The organism is Streptomyces yongxingensis, from assembly GCF_055597465.1.
This window is the reverse complement of the sequence record NZ_CM145717.1, coordinates 652,283-667,662: the sequence shown is the minus strand read 5'-3', so window position 1 is coordinate 667,662 and position 15,380 is coordinate 652,283. Positions and strand designations below refer to the sequence as shown.

9 protein-coding genes and 1 pseudogene are annotated in these 15,380 nt (G+C 70.8%); 2 read left to right on the top strand and 8 right to left on the bottom strand.

Annotation, left to right across the window (positions count from 1 at the left end; genetic code table 11):
• The first annotated feature begins 371 nt into the window (after positions 1-371).
• Entirely contained in the window at positions 372-3,626 is a 3,255-nt protein-coding gene (locus ACZ6TD_RS02970; RefSeq protein WP_471349943.1) for a bifunctional [glutamine synthetase] adenylyltransferase/[glutamine synthetase]-adenylyl-L-tyrosine phosphorylase, read from the top strand.
• Positions 3,627-3,872: 246 nt separating this feature from the next.
• Here the strand turns inward: ACZ6TD_RS02970 and ACZ6TD_RS02965 are convergent, their stop codons facing one another.
• The 6 genes and pseudogenes from ACZ6TD_RS02965 to ACZ6TD_RS02940 form a co-directional block, all read right to left on the bottom strand.
• Positions 3,873-4,202: a hypothetical protein gene (locus ACZ6TD_RS02965; RefSeq protein WP_471349939.1), complete on the bottom strand. Its 330-nt coding sequence runs from the start codon at positions 4,200-4,202 to the stop codon at positions 3,873-3,875.
• A 286-nt stretch (positions 4,203-4,488) separates the two neighbouring features.
• Entirely contained in the window at positions 4,489-5,334 is an 846-nt protein-coding gene (locus ACZ6TD_RS02960) for a helix-turn-helix domain-containing protein (RefSeq protein ID WP_471349933.1), read from the bottom strand.
• Positions 5,331-6,206, bottom strand: coding sequence for a peptidoglycan-binding protein (locus ACZ6TD_RS02955; RefSeq protein WP_471349929.1), 876 nt, complete (start codon positions 6,204-6,206; stop codon positions 5,331-5,333). The genes ACZ6TD_RS02960 and ACZ6TD_RS02955 overlap by 4 nt, the downstream gene beginning before the upstream one ends.
• A 361-nt stretch (positions 6,207-6,567) precedes the next feature.
• Complete coding sequence (locus ACZ6TD_RS02950) at positions 6,568-6,789, bottom strand: nuclear transport factor 2 family protein (RefSeq protein WP_471358788.1); 222 nt, start codon at positions 6,787-6,789, stop codon at positions 6,568-6,570.
• Positions 6,735-7,142: pseudogene (locus tag ACZ6TD_RS02945) on the bottom strand (YybH family protein); the annotation flags it as partial. The gene ACZ6TD_RS02950 and the pseudogene ACZ6TD_RS02945, both read right to left, overlap by 55 nt.
• 204 nt (positions 7,143-7,346) lie before the next feature.
• A complete protein-coding gene (locus tag ACZ6TD_RS02940) occupies positions 7,347-9,449 on the bottom strand; it encodes a SpoIIE family protein phosphatase (RefSeq protein WP_471358785.1) in 2,103 nt (700 codons plus the stop codon).
• Between the two features lie 801 nt (positions 9,450-10,250).
• Here ACZ6TD_RS02940 and icmF point away from each other — a divergent pair.
• Positions 10,251-13,481 carry a fused isobutyryl-CoA mutase/GTPase IcmF gene (gene icmF / locus ACZ6TD_RS02935; RefSeq protein WP_471349925.1) on the top strand — a complete coding sequence of 1,077 codons (3,231 nt, stop codon included), beginning with the start codon at positions 10,251-10,253 and terminating at the stop codon, positions 13,479-13,481.
• Positions 13,482-13,602: 121 nt separating this feature from the next.
• On the opposite strand, the gene ACZ6TD_RS02930 is transcribed toward icmF, so the two are convergent.
• Both ACZ6TD_RS02930 and ACZ6TD_RS02925 read right to left on the bottom strand, forming a co-directional pair.
• Positions 13,603-14,211, bottom strand: a complete 609-nt coding sequence (locus ACZ6TD_RS02930; RefSeq protein WP_471349920.1) for a TetR/AcrR family transcriptional regulator — start codon at positions 14,209-14,211, stop codon at positions 13,603-13,605.
• Between the two features lie 240 nt (positions 14,212-14,451).
• Positions 14,452-15,357, bottom strand: coding sequence for an MBL fold metallo-hydrolase (locus tag ACZ6TD_RS02925; protein WP_471349914.1), 906 nt, complete (start codon positions 15,355-15,357; stop codon positions 14,452-14,454).
• Between the last annotated feature and the right edge of the window lie 23 nt (positions 15,358-15,380).

The window sequence follows — 15,380 nt, the reverse complement described above, 5'->3', positions numbered from 1 at the left end:
TGCGGGGAGGGGAAAACGTCTGCTGAAAAATCAACAGGTTGACACGATGGAGAAAGTTGTCAGGCCATCGGCGGCCTCACTTTTGCCAACCAGGCAAAGGCGGGGCATGGCAACCGTCGAGCCGCCGGGCGCAAGGGGCCGGATGGCCCGTGAAAACGCGACATCCGGCCCAACTGATGTGAGACGCATTTTGGATAAGGGGATTCCGTGATGGCTCACCACGACCTGGTCGGTGCGGCGAGAGCGTCAGCAAGTAGTCATTGTTCTTGGAAATGATCCGGATCGGCATCGCAATGGCGTTCATTTGGGCTCGTCAGCGGGCCTTGATCATGGCAGGGCGGGAATGTCGGACAGGGACGGAGGCGGCGCGCGTGGCCGTACCGCAGGGACGCAGAAGCAGCAATGTCACCCGGCTGTTGCGGTGTGGTTTCTCTGACGTCTCGGTCGCGCGGCGGTTGCTGGACGCGCCTGAGCTGGCCGGGGTGAGCAGCGGTTCGCTGTTGCTGGAGGGGCTTGGGGCGACCGCCGATCCTGATCTGGCGTTGCGTGGACTGGTGCGGCTGGTGGAGGCGCTTCCGGAGGTCCCGGAGGTTTCGGGGGACGGGGACGACAAGGAGTTCGTTTGCTCGCGGCAGGCGTTGCTGGACGCGCTGGTCACCGTCAAGTCGCTGCGTGACGGACTGCTGGGGGTGCTGGGGGCGTCCGAGGCGCTGGCTGATCATCTGGCCCGGCATCCGCGGCACTGGCAGGCGCTGCTGACCTACAACGCGGCGGGCCCACCCCCGACCACCCGCGACTTCGAGCGGGCGCTGGCCGAGGGCGTCTGGGGCGCGCCGGGGGCGGGGCTGCCGCGGCCGGACGCGCTGCGGGTGGCGTACCGTCATGCGCTGCTGGCCATCGCCGCGCGCGACGTGTGCGGCACCATCGACGTCACCCAGGCCGCCGCCGAGCTGGCGGACTTGGCGACGGCGACGCTGCGCGCCGCGCTGGAGATCGCGGCGGAGGAGCGGCCCGAGGACGCCGCGGCCTGTCGGCTGGCGGTGATCGGTACGGGCGAGTGCGGCGGGCGCGAACTGAACTACGCCTCGGACGTGAACGTCATCTTCGTCGCCGAGGCCGTGGACGGGACGGAGGAGGCCAAGGCGGTGCGGGCGGCCACCCGGCTGGCCTCCCGGCTGATGCGGATCTGCTCGGACGTCACGGTCGAGGGCACCATCTGGCCGGTCCACGCCGACCTCCGGCCGGAGGGGCGCGACGGCCCGCTGGTGCGGACGCTCTCCAGCCATCTGGCGTACTACCAGCGGCGGGCCGGGATCGGGGAGTTCCAGGCGCTGCTGAAGGCCCGGCCGGTGGCGGGGGACAGCGCGCTCGGGAGGGCGTATATGGACGCGGTGGCGCCGTTGGTGTGGCAGGCGGTGGGGCGCGGGGACTTGGTGTCGTATGTGCGGCAGGTGTGCCGCCGCGTGGTGGGGGACATCCCCGCCACCGGGCTGGATCGCGAGCTGATGCCGGGCACCGGGGGCCTGCGGGACGTCGAGTTCACCGTGCGGCTGCTGCAGTTGGTGCACGGCCGGTCGGATGAGTCGCTGCGCGGGGGTACCACGCTGGAGGTGCTCGCGGCGCTGGCGGCGGGTGGCTACGTGGGCCGTTCGGACGCGGCCGCGCTGGGCGAAGCCTGTCGCTTCCTGCGTTCGGTGGAACACCGTACCGAGCTGTACCTGCTGCGCCGTAGCCATCTTTTACCGGAGAACGAGGCGGGTCTGCGGCGGCTGGCGCGGTCGCTCGGCGCCGTCTACGGCTGGGATCGTCATGCCGATCCGGTGAGCGAGCTGGATGTGGCGTGCCGACGATACGCGCGTGAGGTGCGGCGGCCGCATGTGAAGCTGTTCCTTCGGCCGGTGTTGGACGCGGTGGCGCGACGGGAGTCCGGTCGGGCCCGGTTGAGCCGGCAGGCGGCGGGGCAGCGGCTGGAGGCGCTGGGGTACGCGGACCCGGCCGCCGCTCTGCGCCATGTGGAGGCGTTGGTGTCCGGGGTGACCCGTAAGGCGGCGATCCAGCGGACGTTGCTGCCCGTGCTGCTGGGCTGGTTCGCCGACTCCGCGGACCCGGACGCCGGGCTGCTGGGCTTGCGGAAGGTGTCGGACGCGCTGGGCAAGACGCCCTGGTATCTGCGGCTGCTGCGCGACGAGGGCGCCGCCGCGGAGAATCTGGCGCGGGTGCTGTCGGCCGGGCGGCTCGCCCCGGATCTGCTGCTGCGTGTTCCCGAGGCGGTGGCCGTGCTGGGTGACCCGGAGGGGCTGAGGCCGCGCGGCCGCGCCCATCTGGAGCAGGAGGTGCTGGCCGCGGTCGGCCGCGCCGACGGCGCCGAGCAGGCGGTCGCGGCGGCGCGCGGGGTGCGGCGGCGCGAGATGTTCCGTACGGCGGCGGCGGATGTGATCGTGGGCGCGCGGCTGGTGAACGAGGTGGCCCAGCCGACCGTGAGCTGGCCGCCGCCGGGCGGTGACGGCGCCTTGGCCACCTTGCCGACGGCGCGTGTTCCGCGTGGCGCGCGGCGCACGGCCGAGGTGCCCAGCGCGCTGCGCGACTGCGAGCCCCACGTCCCGGCCCGCCCCTCGGACCGTACGGCGCAGCCCGAGGAGCCCGCGAGCCCGGGGGCGCTGATCGACATGGTCGGCGACGCGCTCTCCGATCTGAACGCCGCGACCCTCGCGGGCGCGCTGCGCGCCGCCGTCCGCGACACCTGGGGCGATGAGCTGCCCACCCGTTTCGCCGTCATCGGTCTCGGCCGCTTCGGCGGCCATGAGCTCAGCTACGGCTCGGACGCCGATGTGCTCTTCGTCCACGAGCCGCGCGAGGGGGCCGACGACCAGGAGGCATCCCGCGCCGCCTTCGCCGTGGCCAACGAGATGCGGCGGCTGCTCCAGCTCCCCACCGTCGACCCGCCCCTGCTCATCGACGCCGACCTGCGCCCCGAGGGCAAGTCCGGACCGCTGGTGCGCTCCCTCGCCTCGTACGCCGCCTACTACCGCCGCTGGTCGCTGGTCTGGGAGAGCCAGGCGCTGCTGCGCGCCGAACCGGTGGCAGGCGACCCCGGGTTGGGCGAGCGGTTCATCGAACTGATCGATCCGCTGCGGTATCCGGCCGAGGGGCTGGGCGAGGACGCGATCCGCGAGATCCGGCGGCTGAAGGCCCGGATGGAGTCCGAGCGGCTGCCGCGCGGCGCCGACCCCACCACCCACGCCAAGCTGGGCCGCGGCGGTCTCAGCGATGTGGAGTGGACCGTCCAGCTGCTCCAGATGCGCCACGGCTGGGCCGAACCCGGACTGCGCACCACCCGCACCCGCGAGGCCCTGGCCGCCGCCCACGCCGCCGGGCTGATCTCCACCGAGGACGCCCAGACCCTCGACGAGGCGTGGATCCTCGCCAGCCGCGTCCGCAACGCCGTGATGCTCGTCCGCGGCCGCCCCGGCGACACCTTTCCCACCGACGTCCGCGAACTGGCCGCCGTGGCCCGCTACCTGGGCTACGGCCCCGGCCACGTCGGCGAGATGCTGGAGGACTACCGCCGCACCACCCGCCGGGCACGGGCGGTGGTGGAGCGGCTCTTCTACGGTTACGAGAGCTGACCGCCTCGCCGGGCTGGTCAGTTCCGGAGCGCACCGGCCCGGCCGAGGCCGGGCCCGCCAGGGCCGGGAGACGGGCCACATCCCGGTCAGTGCACATGGCCACCTCCATTCCCGCCCCGCACCACACGTCCGTCGGCTGAACACTCCTCTTCCGGGCCGTGCGGATCCGGCTTTGAACCTTGCGGCACACAAAACGGGCCGGCCCACCGTCGAGGTGTGCCGGCCCGCTCGGCTCGCCGGTGCCGGTCAGGCAGGCCAGCCCCATTGCTTCACTCGCTTGTATCCGCCACCGGGGCAGTACATGCTGATGCCTCGCCGGTCACCCAGCCAGGGTCCCGGGCCGTAGTTGAGCTGACGGACGGCGGAGCCCTTCTTGCACTGGATGCTCGTCCCGTACCGGGCCGGGCCGTGACCGTCGCACCATACGTTGGCGGAGGTGCTGTTCTTCCAGTTGGTGTGGCATGTGATCTGCAGTTTCGGCTGGTCCGGAGCCATTTCCCCGGCTGCTGCCGGCAGGGCCGGGACGGCGACGGCCGCCGCCGTCACCGCGGTCAGCACTGCGCTTCGTAGACGCACTGTTCATTCCCCCTGGTGTGGTTTTTTACGGACGATCGTGGTGAGGACGGCGCGGGGTGGACCGCGCCGTCCGGTTTGCACTACAGAGATTGCTGGCCCATCCGGCTGAGGGCCAGCGAAATCGGCTCCGTTGGGACGTCGTGGGACGCCTCACGCACTGACCTGCTGGGACGTCCGGCGGGACGCGGTATTGCTAGGACGCCCGCTTCCGCGGGGGCGTGGTCGAAAGGAAGGGCGTCCCGCTGACGCCGGGGCGGGGAGGTCGCGATGTCCGGGAGAGGAACCATCAGGAGTGGAAGCACTGCCGGGACGTGCTGCCCGCAGGTATGAAACATAGCTGTAGACCGGTCCGGGCCGGGCCGCCGACCATCGGTGTGAAGCGGTAGACGCCCGTATCGGCCGTGTTCCTGACGGTGGCTCGACGTGGCGGGGTGCCGGGAGCTGAGATCTCGATCGCGTCCCCGACCTTCGCATGCCAGATTCGGCCCCATGCGGCGGAGCACACCTTGCTGTACCGGATTTCCACTCCCGCCCCGGTCCTGGTGCGCTGCGGCGGCCCGAGTGAGTCCACCCGGCCGGGCAGGCCGCAGGACATGTGGTCGGGATCCTTCCCGTCACACGATTTCCCCTGGCATCCGGGGACGGGATCCAGCACGGGAGATGCCGGGTTCGTCGGCTGTCGAGAGCTGGGGCCGACTATGGACAGCAGTGTTATCACCGTGGTGATGGCCACCGCCGCGGCGGTGGCCATCACGGGCGCACCCGCACCGATGGTGAACAGATGCCAACGCCGGGCCCGCCCGTGGACCTCCGGGTTGTCCACTGCACCAGCCGGAGCCGGAGCCGGAGCGGGTGGGGGCGGGTGGGGGAGGGTGTGCCGGGCACGTCCGCTCCACTCGGCGTCCGCCAGTTCCCATAACGCCAGTAGCCGCCCGGCGGGTTCGCCCGCTATCGCGCACAGTGCCTCGACGGCCTGCCGGGGCGCCGGCTTCTTCCCGTTGACATAGCGCTCCCATGACGACTTGCTGTACGCGGTGCGCTCGGCCAGTGCCGCCAGGCTCAGGCCGGTGCGGGCCCTCATCTCGCGGAGCCCCTCGGCCAGCGCCACGCACTCCGGTGCGGGGCCGGTCATCCGCGCAGCACCCGCCAGGTGTGCGGGCCCACGATGCCGTCCGCCGGCAGCCCGGCCTTCTTCTGCAGGCGCGCCACGGCCGCGATCGTCTGCTGTCCGTAGACCCCGTCCACGATGCCCGGATCCATCTGGTGATGGCGCAGCAGGCACTGGGCCTCCACCACGTCCCAGCCGGGCCCGGCCAGGACCGCGGTGCGTGTCGTGCTGTATCCCGCCCCCAGTCCTCCGCCCTCCACACCGGTTCTGCGGACTTTGCAGGGGTAGGACTTGCCCAGCTTGAAGACGTACCGGCCCGGCCCCTCGGTGGCGGTGGTGACGCTGCCGCTCGGCTGTGGACTGGGCGTCCCTGTTGCCGTCTTCGTCCTGTCACCTCCCCCATCGTCATCGCCCCAGGGCGCCGCGATCAGCATTCCGGCGCCCACCCCCACGAGCGCGGCGGCCACGACGGCGGCGAGGACGACGGGCCTGCGTACCCCCGGCGGCCGCGTGCCCCCCGCCGCGGCAGGCGGCTCCCCTGCGGCCGAAGGCTCCTCGGTCGTTGTTCCGTGCGGTGCTCCCCGCCCGCGGCCGTTTCGGGTACCGGTCGTTGAGGACGGCGCGACTCGCTGCTGCCAGGCTTCCTCGGCCACCTCGTGCAGCGCCAGCAGCCGGGTTGGCTCCGCCCCGGCAGCCCGTGCCAACTCCGCCACCGCCTGCCGCGGCGGCAGCGCCTTCCCATTGAGGTACCGCTCCCACGATCCGCGGCTGTATCCCGTCTTGGCCTCAAGTGAGGCGAGGCTCAGCCCGCTGTAATCCTTCAACCTCCGTAAGTGCACGATGAGTTGCCGAACCCTCTGGTCCAGGCCACTCGGCAGTTCCTTCCAACGCGACATACTCCACCCCATTCGCGTCAGGGATCCCCCGAGGCTTTCGCCCCCTTGTCGCCTTGTTGACCGTCTCGCGCGGGCTCCGGTTCCGGCCGAGATGCCACGCCCGCGTCTTTCGGCCACACCCGACGGGATGGCCTCCCGGCGATACGGCGCCCCATCGGACATGCCAGCAGATTACTCTGATCTCTACGCTCTATGGAGCTATATCGGCATACCGGGCTTTCCTGTCAGGCATACCTACATGGTTCCTTCCTGCCGCTGTCACGCCGGAGCCCGAGGTGCCGGGCTCGCGCTCGCCTCCGTAGGACCGGCGCCGAACACGAGACTCATCGCTTATTCGGGTAGTCGGCGGGCGCTTGGTGCGTCAGGGGCGCAAATCGGTCTTCGCCCCGCCGGTTTCCGGGTCGTAGGGGTAGGAGACGTGCTGGTGGATCATCTGCCACTCGCCGCCGCGCCGCTGGAATACCCGGGTGCCCCGGGACCAAGGCGGTTGTCCCCTCGCCCATCTCGCCGTTGCTCGGCCCGCGCTTGGCCGTCCGGCCCGTGGAGGTCGGGGAAGGAGTGGTGCTCGTGCGCCACCACCCAGCGTCCCTCCTCCTTGCGCAGACCCAGTGTGAGCCGCATCCGGACCTCGGGCCGCTCGGCGCGTTCCTCCTCGGTGCCGCAGCGCAGCAGCGCGAAGGCGAACGCGACGTCCTCGCCCGACGTGATCTCGAGCTCCTCGATCTCGAAGCAGGCGCCCTGTGCCTGCCAGGCGAAGAACGGCGGCCAGACCTCCTGATACGCGGCGAGGCCCCGCACGCCCTTGTACGGCGGTGGCACGTCGAACATCACGATGTCGTCGGCGTGGTCGGCCGTGACCTCGCTCAGGGCGCCTCGGTGCACCGCTGCCGCCCATCCCTCGATCAGGGCACGGATCTGCTCAGAGTCGTCGGACATACCGATCCCGGTTCCTTTCACCGCCGCTGTTCCCGCTGAAAGCGCGAAGGGCCGAGCCCGCGCTCGCCGCCGTACCTGTAGACCGGCGCCGGACAGGAAACTCATCGCGCGCACCCCGTCTCAGGAGGCGACGAGACCGGCGACGGATGCTCGACCCGACCGAAGTTGTGCGGCTACCTCTCCATCTCCGCGCGGCGACCATCTTCATCCGTCGTCCGGTCGTAGGTGGAGCAGGAGGAGGGCGATGTCATCGCTGCGGGGATCGGTGTGCGGGTCGTGGCGGATGAGAGTGTCGGCGAGGGTGGTCATGGGCTGGTCCGGTGCTTGTGCGAGCTGGTCGGCGAGGTTGGTGGTCGCGTCGTCGAGGTCGATGTCGGGGCTTTCGACGAGGCCGTCTGTGTAGAGGGCCAGCACGGCGCCGGGCGGCAGGGGGATCTCGGTGGCCGGGTAGTCGGTGTCGGGGTCGATGCCCAGCAGGAGGCCGGGTGGCAGGTGGAGGACCTCGGTGTGGCCGTCGGGGTGGCGCAGGAGTGGGGGCGGGTGGCCGGCGGTGGCCAGCTGGGCACGGTGGTGTGCCAGGTCGATGTGGGCGTAGAGGCAGCTGGTGAACAGGCCGGGGTCGAGGTCGGTGAGGAGGCGGTTGGTGCGGGCCAGGACTTCGCCGGGAGGTGCGCCCGCGGTGGCGTGGACGGCGGTGCGGACCTGTCCCATGAGGACGGCGGCGTTCACGTTGTGGCCTTGGACGTCGCCGATGGCTGCGGCGACGGTGGTGGCGCCGCAGCGGATGAGGTCGTAGAAGTCGCCGCCGATGTCCATGCCGCGAGCGGTGGGCAGATAGCGGGCTGCTGCCTCCAGTCCGGGCACGGTGGGGAGGGCGGCGGGGAGCAGGCCGCTCTGCAGACTGTGGGCGAGCTGGTGGTCGGCGTCGTAGAGGCGGGCGCGATCGAGAGCCTGGGCGATCAGTCCGGCGAGTGAGGTCAGGACGGCGCGTTCCTCGGGGGTGAAGTCGTGGGGCTGGTCGTAGGAGACCACGCAGCAGCCGACCGGGCGGCTCGAGGCCAGCAGCGGCAGGAAGGCCCAGGCTGCCCTCTCGGTCAGCCGTGGGATGTCGGGGGAGAGCTGTGCCATTTCGCGGGGGGAGGCGAAGAAGAGGGGTACTCCCGTGGTCACAGCGCGCACGGTAGGGGCTGACTCGTCCCGGAAGGGAGGGATGTCCAGGCGGCTGATGACCTGGGGCGGGTAGCCGCGGTGGCCGACGACACGCAGCCGGTCGCCCTCGGCGACGGACAGGACGAAGCCCTGGGCGCCGAAGGCCGGCAGGACCAGGTCGGCGGTCAGCTCGACTACGTCCCGCACGCTGACGGCCTTGGTGAGCGCGCCGGCCAGGTGCATCAGGTCGTACAGCGTGCCGGCCCGTGTCGGTGTGGCGATGTTCGCTCCGCGCCCCGGCTCGGGGTGGTCCATGGGGGCGGTGTGGTCGGTGGGGGAGATGCGCACGCTGACGCCGAAGGCGTCTGGACAGAACTGGAAGGACAGCCACCGGTCCGGCGGGCGCAGGGAGGTGAAGGACGTGGGCCGGCGGCCGAGGACCGCAGCCCGGTAGCGGTCTTCGAAGACCGGGTCGTCCAGCCATGGCAGTGCCTCCCACAGCGGTGCGCCCAGCAGATCCGGGACGTTGCCACCGACCAGGTCGGCGGCGGTGGTGCAGATGAAGGTGATCCGGCCTTGCGCATCCAGTACGCAACAGCCCTCCGTAGGGCGGTCACAGCCCTCCGTGAGACGGTCGGCGAAGTCCGCCGCGGCCCGCGTGGCGGTCCGGGCTCGCGGTGGGGCCGCCACGTGCGGCTCTCGGGGTGATATCAGGTGCCCGTCCGCGGCGGCGTGCTGCAGGAGCGCGCCCGCACGGTCGCAGGTGGAGCGGATCACGGCGCGCTCATGCGCGCTCAGGTGCGATGGGCGCGGTCCGGGCCACAGCAGCACCAGTGCGCCCCGAGCAGTGGGACCGGAGGTGAGCGGTGCGGCGGCCAGTGCTACGGGGTAGGGCCATACCAGCGCTGCCCTCGGGTAGCGGCGCGCCAGTTCTGCCTGGCTGGCGAGCCACACCAGGCGCCGCTCACGGACCGCGTCCGCCACGGGGCCCGGGGCCGGAAGCAGCAACCGTTCCCAGAGCGCGGTGATCTTTGGCGGCACCCCGGTCGTCATGGCCAGCCGCAGTACCTGCCCGCCCGGCGGCAGCAGGTACACCAGTCCCGCGGACGCGCCTGTTTCCCGCACCGCCTCGCACAGGAGCGCGTCCAGCAGTTCCATACCGGAGCCGACAGCGGGCGTGGTGTCGTCCCGCGGCCCCTGCCCCTCCGCCGGGAGGTCGTGCACGCGCGGGAGGTCGTGCGCACGCCCGAAGCGGCGCCTGGCCGCCTCGCCGCTGGTCCCCAAGGCGGCGCCGATCCGCGCCCAGCTGGCTCCAGCCTGCCGATCGGCAAGCACCGCATACCGCACCAACCGCTCGGCCAGCCCGGGAACCTCGGCCACCGCGGCACAGTGACAGCCCACCGCGGCCTCCCGCCCCGGGGACAGATCACCCGTCTGCCGCACTACCGCCTGAACTCGGGCCAGCAGGTCCGCGCCCGCGAGCACCATCGTCTGCCGCGTCCGGGCCGCCGCCGGCCATCGATGCCGCGCCCGCCAGGCCGCCTGTCGGTGAGCTGGGCTGCAATACCGCCGATTGTGGCCGGCCTGATCCGGTAGCAACGCATCGCACCATTGGCACCGAACATCACCCATATGCACACATTACGCCCGTATGGGGTGACGGCGGCAGGGCCCTGGCGCCCTGCCAGGTAGGTGAGGGCTGTGCGCAAGCGCGGCCGGCCCTTGCGCGCACTGGTGCTGCCGGTCCATGACATCGCATGGCGAAGCGGGCCGGGATCGCTGGGCGCGCCGAGCTGATCAGCGGAGAGGCCCGCGTCCTCGCGGCGTGATCGACTTCCTCGCCCGACCGGGGCGGTTGGCGTCCTGTGCTCCTCTTCACACTCTCCTCGCCTCCAGTAATTTAATAGGACGTCCTACTATCTCTTCAGTCGGCGCCTCTGACCTGTCTGGAAGGCCCTCATGAGCGATCTGCACCGTCCCGTACACCCCGTCCGCCTGGTTACCGCTTCGGCGCTGTTCGACGGGCACGACGCGTCGATCAACATCATGCGACGGATCTTCCAGTCCCAAGGGGCGGAGGTGATCCACCTCGGTCACAACCGGTCGGTGCGGGAGGTCGTGGACGCGGCGCTGGAGGAGGACGCGCACGGTGTCGCGGTCTCGTCCTACCAGGGCGGCCATGTCGAGTACTTCGAGTACCTCGTGGAGTCGCTGCGCGCGCAGGGCGCGGAACACGTCCGTGTCGTGGGCGGTGGGGGCGGTGTGATCGTGCCCGAGGAGATCGACCGGCTGCGCGACAGCGGAGTGACCATCTTCTCTCCCGAGGACGGGCAGCGGATGGGCCTGGCGGGCATGGTCAACTCGGTGGTGCAGGACTGCGACTTCGACCTCTGGGATGGTCGACCGGCCGATGCCGCCGCCGTGCTGGCGGGCGACCGGTTCGCGATCGCCCGCGCCATCACCGGCGCCGAACTCGGCAAGCTGCCACCGGACTTCCTGGAGCAGTTGCGCGGTGTGGCCGGGGCGCGGGTCACCCCGGTGCTCGGCATCACCGGCACCGGCGGTTCGGGCAAGTCGTCGCTCACCGACGAGCTGGTGCGCCGCTTCCGCGTAGATCAGCAGGACAAACTGCGGATCGCGGTGATCGCCGTCGACCCGACCCGCCGCCGCGGGGGAGGGGCGCTGCTCGGCGACCGCATCCGCATGAACTCCCTCGACGGCAACCGGGTGTTCTTCCGGAGCCTGGCCACCCGCGGCGGCCGTGAGCTGCCCGAGCACCTGTCCGACGTGATCGATGTGGTGAAGGCGGCCGGATTCGACCTGGTGGTCGTGGAGACGCCGGGCATCGGCCAGGGCGACGCGGCGATCGTGCCGTTCGTCGACACCTCGATGTACGTGATGACTCCCGAGTTCGGCGCCGCCTCGCAGCTGGAGAAGATCGACATGCTCGACTTCGCCGACGTCGTGGCGATCAACAAGTTCGAGCGCCGCGGCGCCAAGGACGCCCTCCGCGACGTGGCCCGTCAACTGATCCGCAACCGAGAGGCGTTCGGCATGCGGCCCGAGGACATGCCGGTGTACGGCTCCTCGGCGGCCACGTTCAACGACGACGGCGTCACCGCGCTCTACCAGCACCTGAAGACGGTCCTGGCCGAGAAGGGTCTGCCGCTGTCCGAGGGCAGCCTGGCGCCGGTCGACGTGCGTCACTCCTCCGGCATCCGGCAGGTGGTTCCCGCGGAGAGGGTGCGCTACCTCGCCGAGATCAGCGAGACGGTCCGTGGGTACCACGCCGAAACCGGTCAACTGGCCGAAGCGGCACGGCGCGTGCAGCGTCTGGAGGCGGTCACGGCCGAGCTCGTGGCGGCGGGCTCCGACGCCGGGAACGTGCGGTCGCTGCTCGAGGACGCCCGCAGGCAGCTCCCGTACGACATCACCGAGCAGATCGAGAACTGGCCCGCCGTCATCGCCTCCTACTCCGGCGATGAGCAGGTCGTGACGATCCGGGACAAGGAGATCCGTACCAAGCTGACCCGCGAGTCCCTGTCGGGCAACAAGATCCCCCGGGTCGCCCTGCCCCGCTTCACCGACCACGGGGAACTGGTGCGGTTCTGGCGCGGAGAGAACCTGCCCGGCCACTTCCCCTTCACCGCCGGGGTGTTCCCCTTCAAGCGCGACAGCGAGGACCCGGCGCGGATGTTCGCCGGCGAGGGCGACCCGTTCCGCACCAACCGGCGCTTCAAGCTGCTCTCCGAGGGCCAGCCGGCCACCCGCCTGTCCACCGCCTTCGACTCCGTCACCCTCTACGGCCGCGACCCCGACGAACGCCCCGACAACTACGGCAAGGTCGGCACATCCGGCGTCTCGGTGGCCACGCTGGAGGACATGAAGGCGCTCTACGACGGCTTTGACCTCGTCGCGCCCACCACCTCGGTCTCCATGACGATCAACGGACCGGCGCCGACCATCCTGGCCTTCTTCCTCAACACCGCCGTCGACCAGCAGATCGACCGGTTCCGGGAGACCGAGGGCCGCGAACCGTCGCCTGAGGAGACGGCCGAACTCCGTGCGCACGCCCTGGGACACGTGCGCGGCACGGTGCAGGCCGACATCCTCAAGGAGGACCAGGGGCAGAACACCTGCCTGTTCTCCACCGAGTTCAGCCTGCGGATGATGGCCGACATCCAGGAGTGGTTCATCGCGAACAAGGTCCGCAATTTCTACTCGGTGTCCATCTCCGGCTATCACATCGCCGAGGCCGGCGCGAACCCCATCAGCCAGCTGGCCTTCACCCTGGCCAATGGCTTCACCTACGTCGAGGCGTACCTCGCGCGGGGCATGCACATCGACGACTTCTCCCCGAACCTGTCGTTCTTCTTCTCCAATGGCATGGACCCCGAGTACTCCGTCCTCGGCCGGGTCGCCCGCCGCATCTGGGCCGTGGCGATGAAGGAGAAGTACGGCGCGAACGAGCGCAGTCAGAAGCTGAAGTACCACGTCCAGACCTCCGGCCGCTCGCTGCACGCCCAGGAGATGGACTTCAACGACATCCGCACCACCCTGCAGGCGCTCATCGCGATCTACGACAACTGCAACAGCCTGCACACCAACGCCTACGACGAGGCGGTCACCACTCCCACCGAGGATTCGGTCCGCCGGGCCCTGGCCATCCAGCTGATCATCAACCGGGAGTGGGGCCTGGCGATGAACGAGAACCCCCTGCAGGGGTCGTTCATCATCGATGAGCTCACCGACCTGGTGGAGGAGGCCGTACTCGCGGAGTTCGAGCGGATCAGCGAGCGCGGCGGTGTGCTCGGCGCCATGGAGACCGGCTACCAGCGCGGCCGTATCCAGGACGAGTCGATGCTGTACGAGCAGCGCAAGCACGACGGCACCCTGCCGATCATCGGCGTCAACACCTTCCGTGACCCGCATGCGGACACAGCCGAGCCCGATGCCATCGAACTGGCGCGCGCCACCGAGGAGGAGAAGGAGTCCCAACTCGCGCGCGTACGGGATTTCCAGGCCCGCCACCACGAGACGGCCCACGCCGCACTGGCCGCACTCAAGGACGCGGCGGTGAGTGACCGCAATGTCTTCGCCGTCCTCATGGACGCCGCCCGGGTCTGCTCGCTGCAGCAGATCACCGACGCCTTCTTCGAGGTCGGTGGCCAGTACCGCCGCAACGTCTGACGGGCCGCCGTCGGCTGACCGCATCCCTCGACGGGGGCGTACGGCCTGAGACAAGGCACGTCAGCCACCGGCCGTTTTGGAACCAACCCCGGCTGCTTCCGGACGCCACCACCGACGTGGTCTAGCACTCCTGCGCGCGCCAGGTGGCAAGGACGGCGTCCGCCGCGGCGTGCAGGTCCCGGGCGGGCGTGCCGTCGCACACCTGTGTGGAGATGCCGAGCAGGAAGCCGTGGATCAGGGACGTGACGCCGTCCACGTCGGTTTCCTGGGCGAGCTCGCCGGTGGCGACGCCGCGGAGGACGCACTCCCTGATGCGCGCCCGGTCTGCCGCACGTCGTGCCGCCACCGTCCGGCGCACGGTGGCGTCCTCGTCCCCGGGTGCCCGGACGGTACCCGACAGGGCGACGAGGCAGCCGCGCGGGTGGGAGGCGTCGGTCTGCATGTCGATGGATCCGTGCAGCATCCGGGCGACGGCTTCCCGCGGGCTCAGGGTCTCATCGCCGATGACGTCGGTGACGCGGCCCGGCCCGGCGACGTAGTGCTCCACCGCCCGTTCGAACAAACCCTGCTTCGAGTCGAACGCGCCGTAGAGGCTTGCCGAGGACAGACCGGTGGCCTCCCGGAGCTGGGCCATCGATGTCGCTTCGTAGCCCTGTGCCCAGAACAACCGCATCGCGGCTTCCAGGACCCTCTCCATGTCGAAGGCGCGGGGACGGCCGGCGGGGGACACGGGACACCTCCTGAAAATCGGAATGATCGGTCTAGTTTAGTGGGCATGACCACCGCGCCGCATACCGGGTGCTCACCGGTCTGCCGCGGAGCGCGGCGGCGGCCCCGCGGCCGGGAGCGCCGCGGCGACGTGCCCCGGTCCCGCCCGTGGGTGCGCCGTCCGCCTGTACCGTGCGCTGGACGGCCGGGGACAGGGCGTCGAACTCGGCATCGGACAGCGCGGTCCCGACGGTTCGCGCGTTCAGCCGGCGGTCTCGTCGTTCCAGGGGCGCCAGCGGCCGGAGCCGTCGACGGTTCCCAACTGCTGGTCGGCGAAGTGGACACCGAAGCCGTAGACCCCGTCCCGGGCCAGGTAGTCCACGAGCCGGCGCCGTGACCGTTCGGCCTCTTCCCGGTCGGTGTCGAGGACCACTTCCCAGTCCGGGTGCTGGACCTGGACCGGTGAGTGCATGGCGTCGCCGAAGGCCACGACCTCCCGGCCGTCGCCGGTGTCGAGGATCCAGGCGGTGTGCCCGGGGGTGTGCCCGGGAAGGGACCACGCGCGGACGCCGCCCGCGATCTCGGTCCCGTCGGTCACGACCACGGTGCGTTCGTCCTGGCCGGCCAGGACCGGGCCGGTCCCGGGCGGGACGCTCTCCAGCTCGCCCTTCCCGACCACCCATCGCGCTTTCGTGAACAGGCTCCGCGGATCCTCGACCGCGTCGGGCCGGGCCCACCCGGTGTGGTCGCCGTGGAAGTGGGTGAACGCCACCGTCTCCAGCTCGGCCGGGTCCACGCCGAGGGCCGCCAGCGACTCGGGCAGGTCCCGCACATGGCCGAAGGCGTGCTGGAAGTGCTCCACGTCCTCGCCGGATATGCGGCCATGGCCGGCGTCGATGAGCAGGCGGGTGCCGCCCCGCTCGACGAGCAGCGCTCCGCATCCCATGGGCAGATGGCCCGCCTCGGTCATGTGCGTGCGGTGCGCGTGCCAGTCCTCCCCGACGGAGGCCGGGTAGACCCGGGTCGGGATCATGTCGACGCCCGCGTCGGGTACGTAGCTCAAGGTGAGTTCGCCCAGGGTGCGTGTCCAGATCACAGGGAGCCGGATTCCCGAGCCGTTGCCGTCCTCGACGTTTTTCGTCGTGGTGTACTGCTCATGCGTTGCCACGGGGTCGTGCCTTTCGTGTCCGT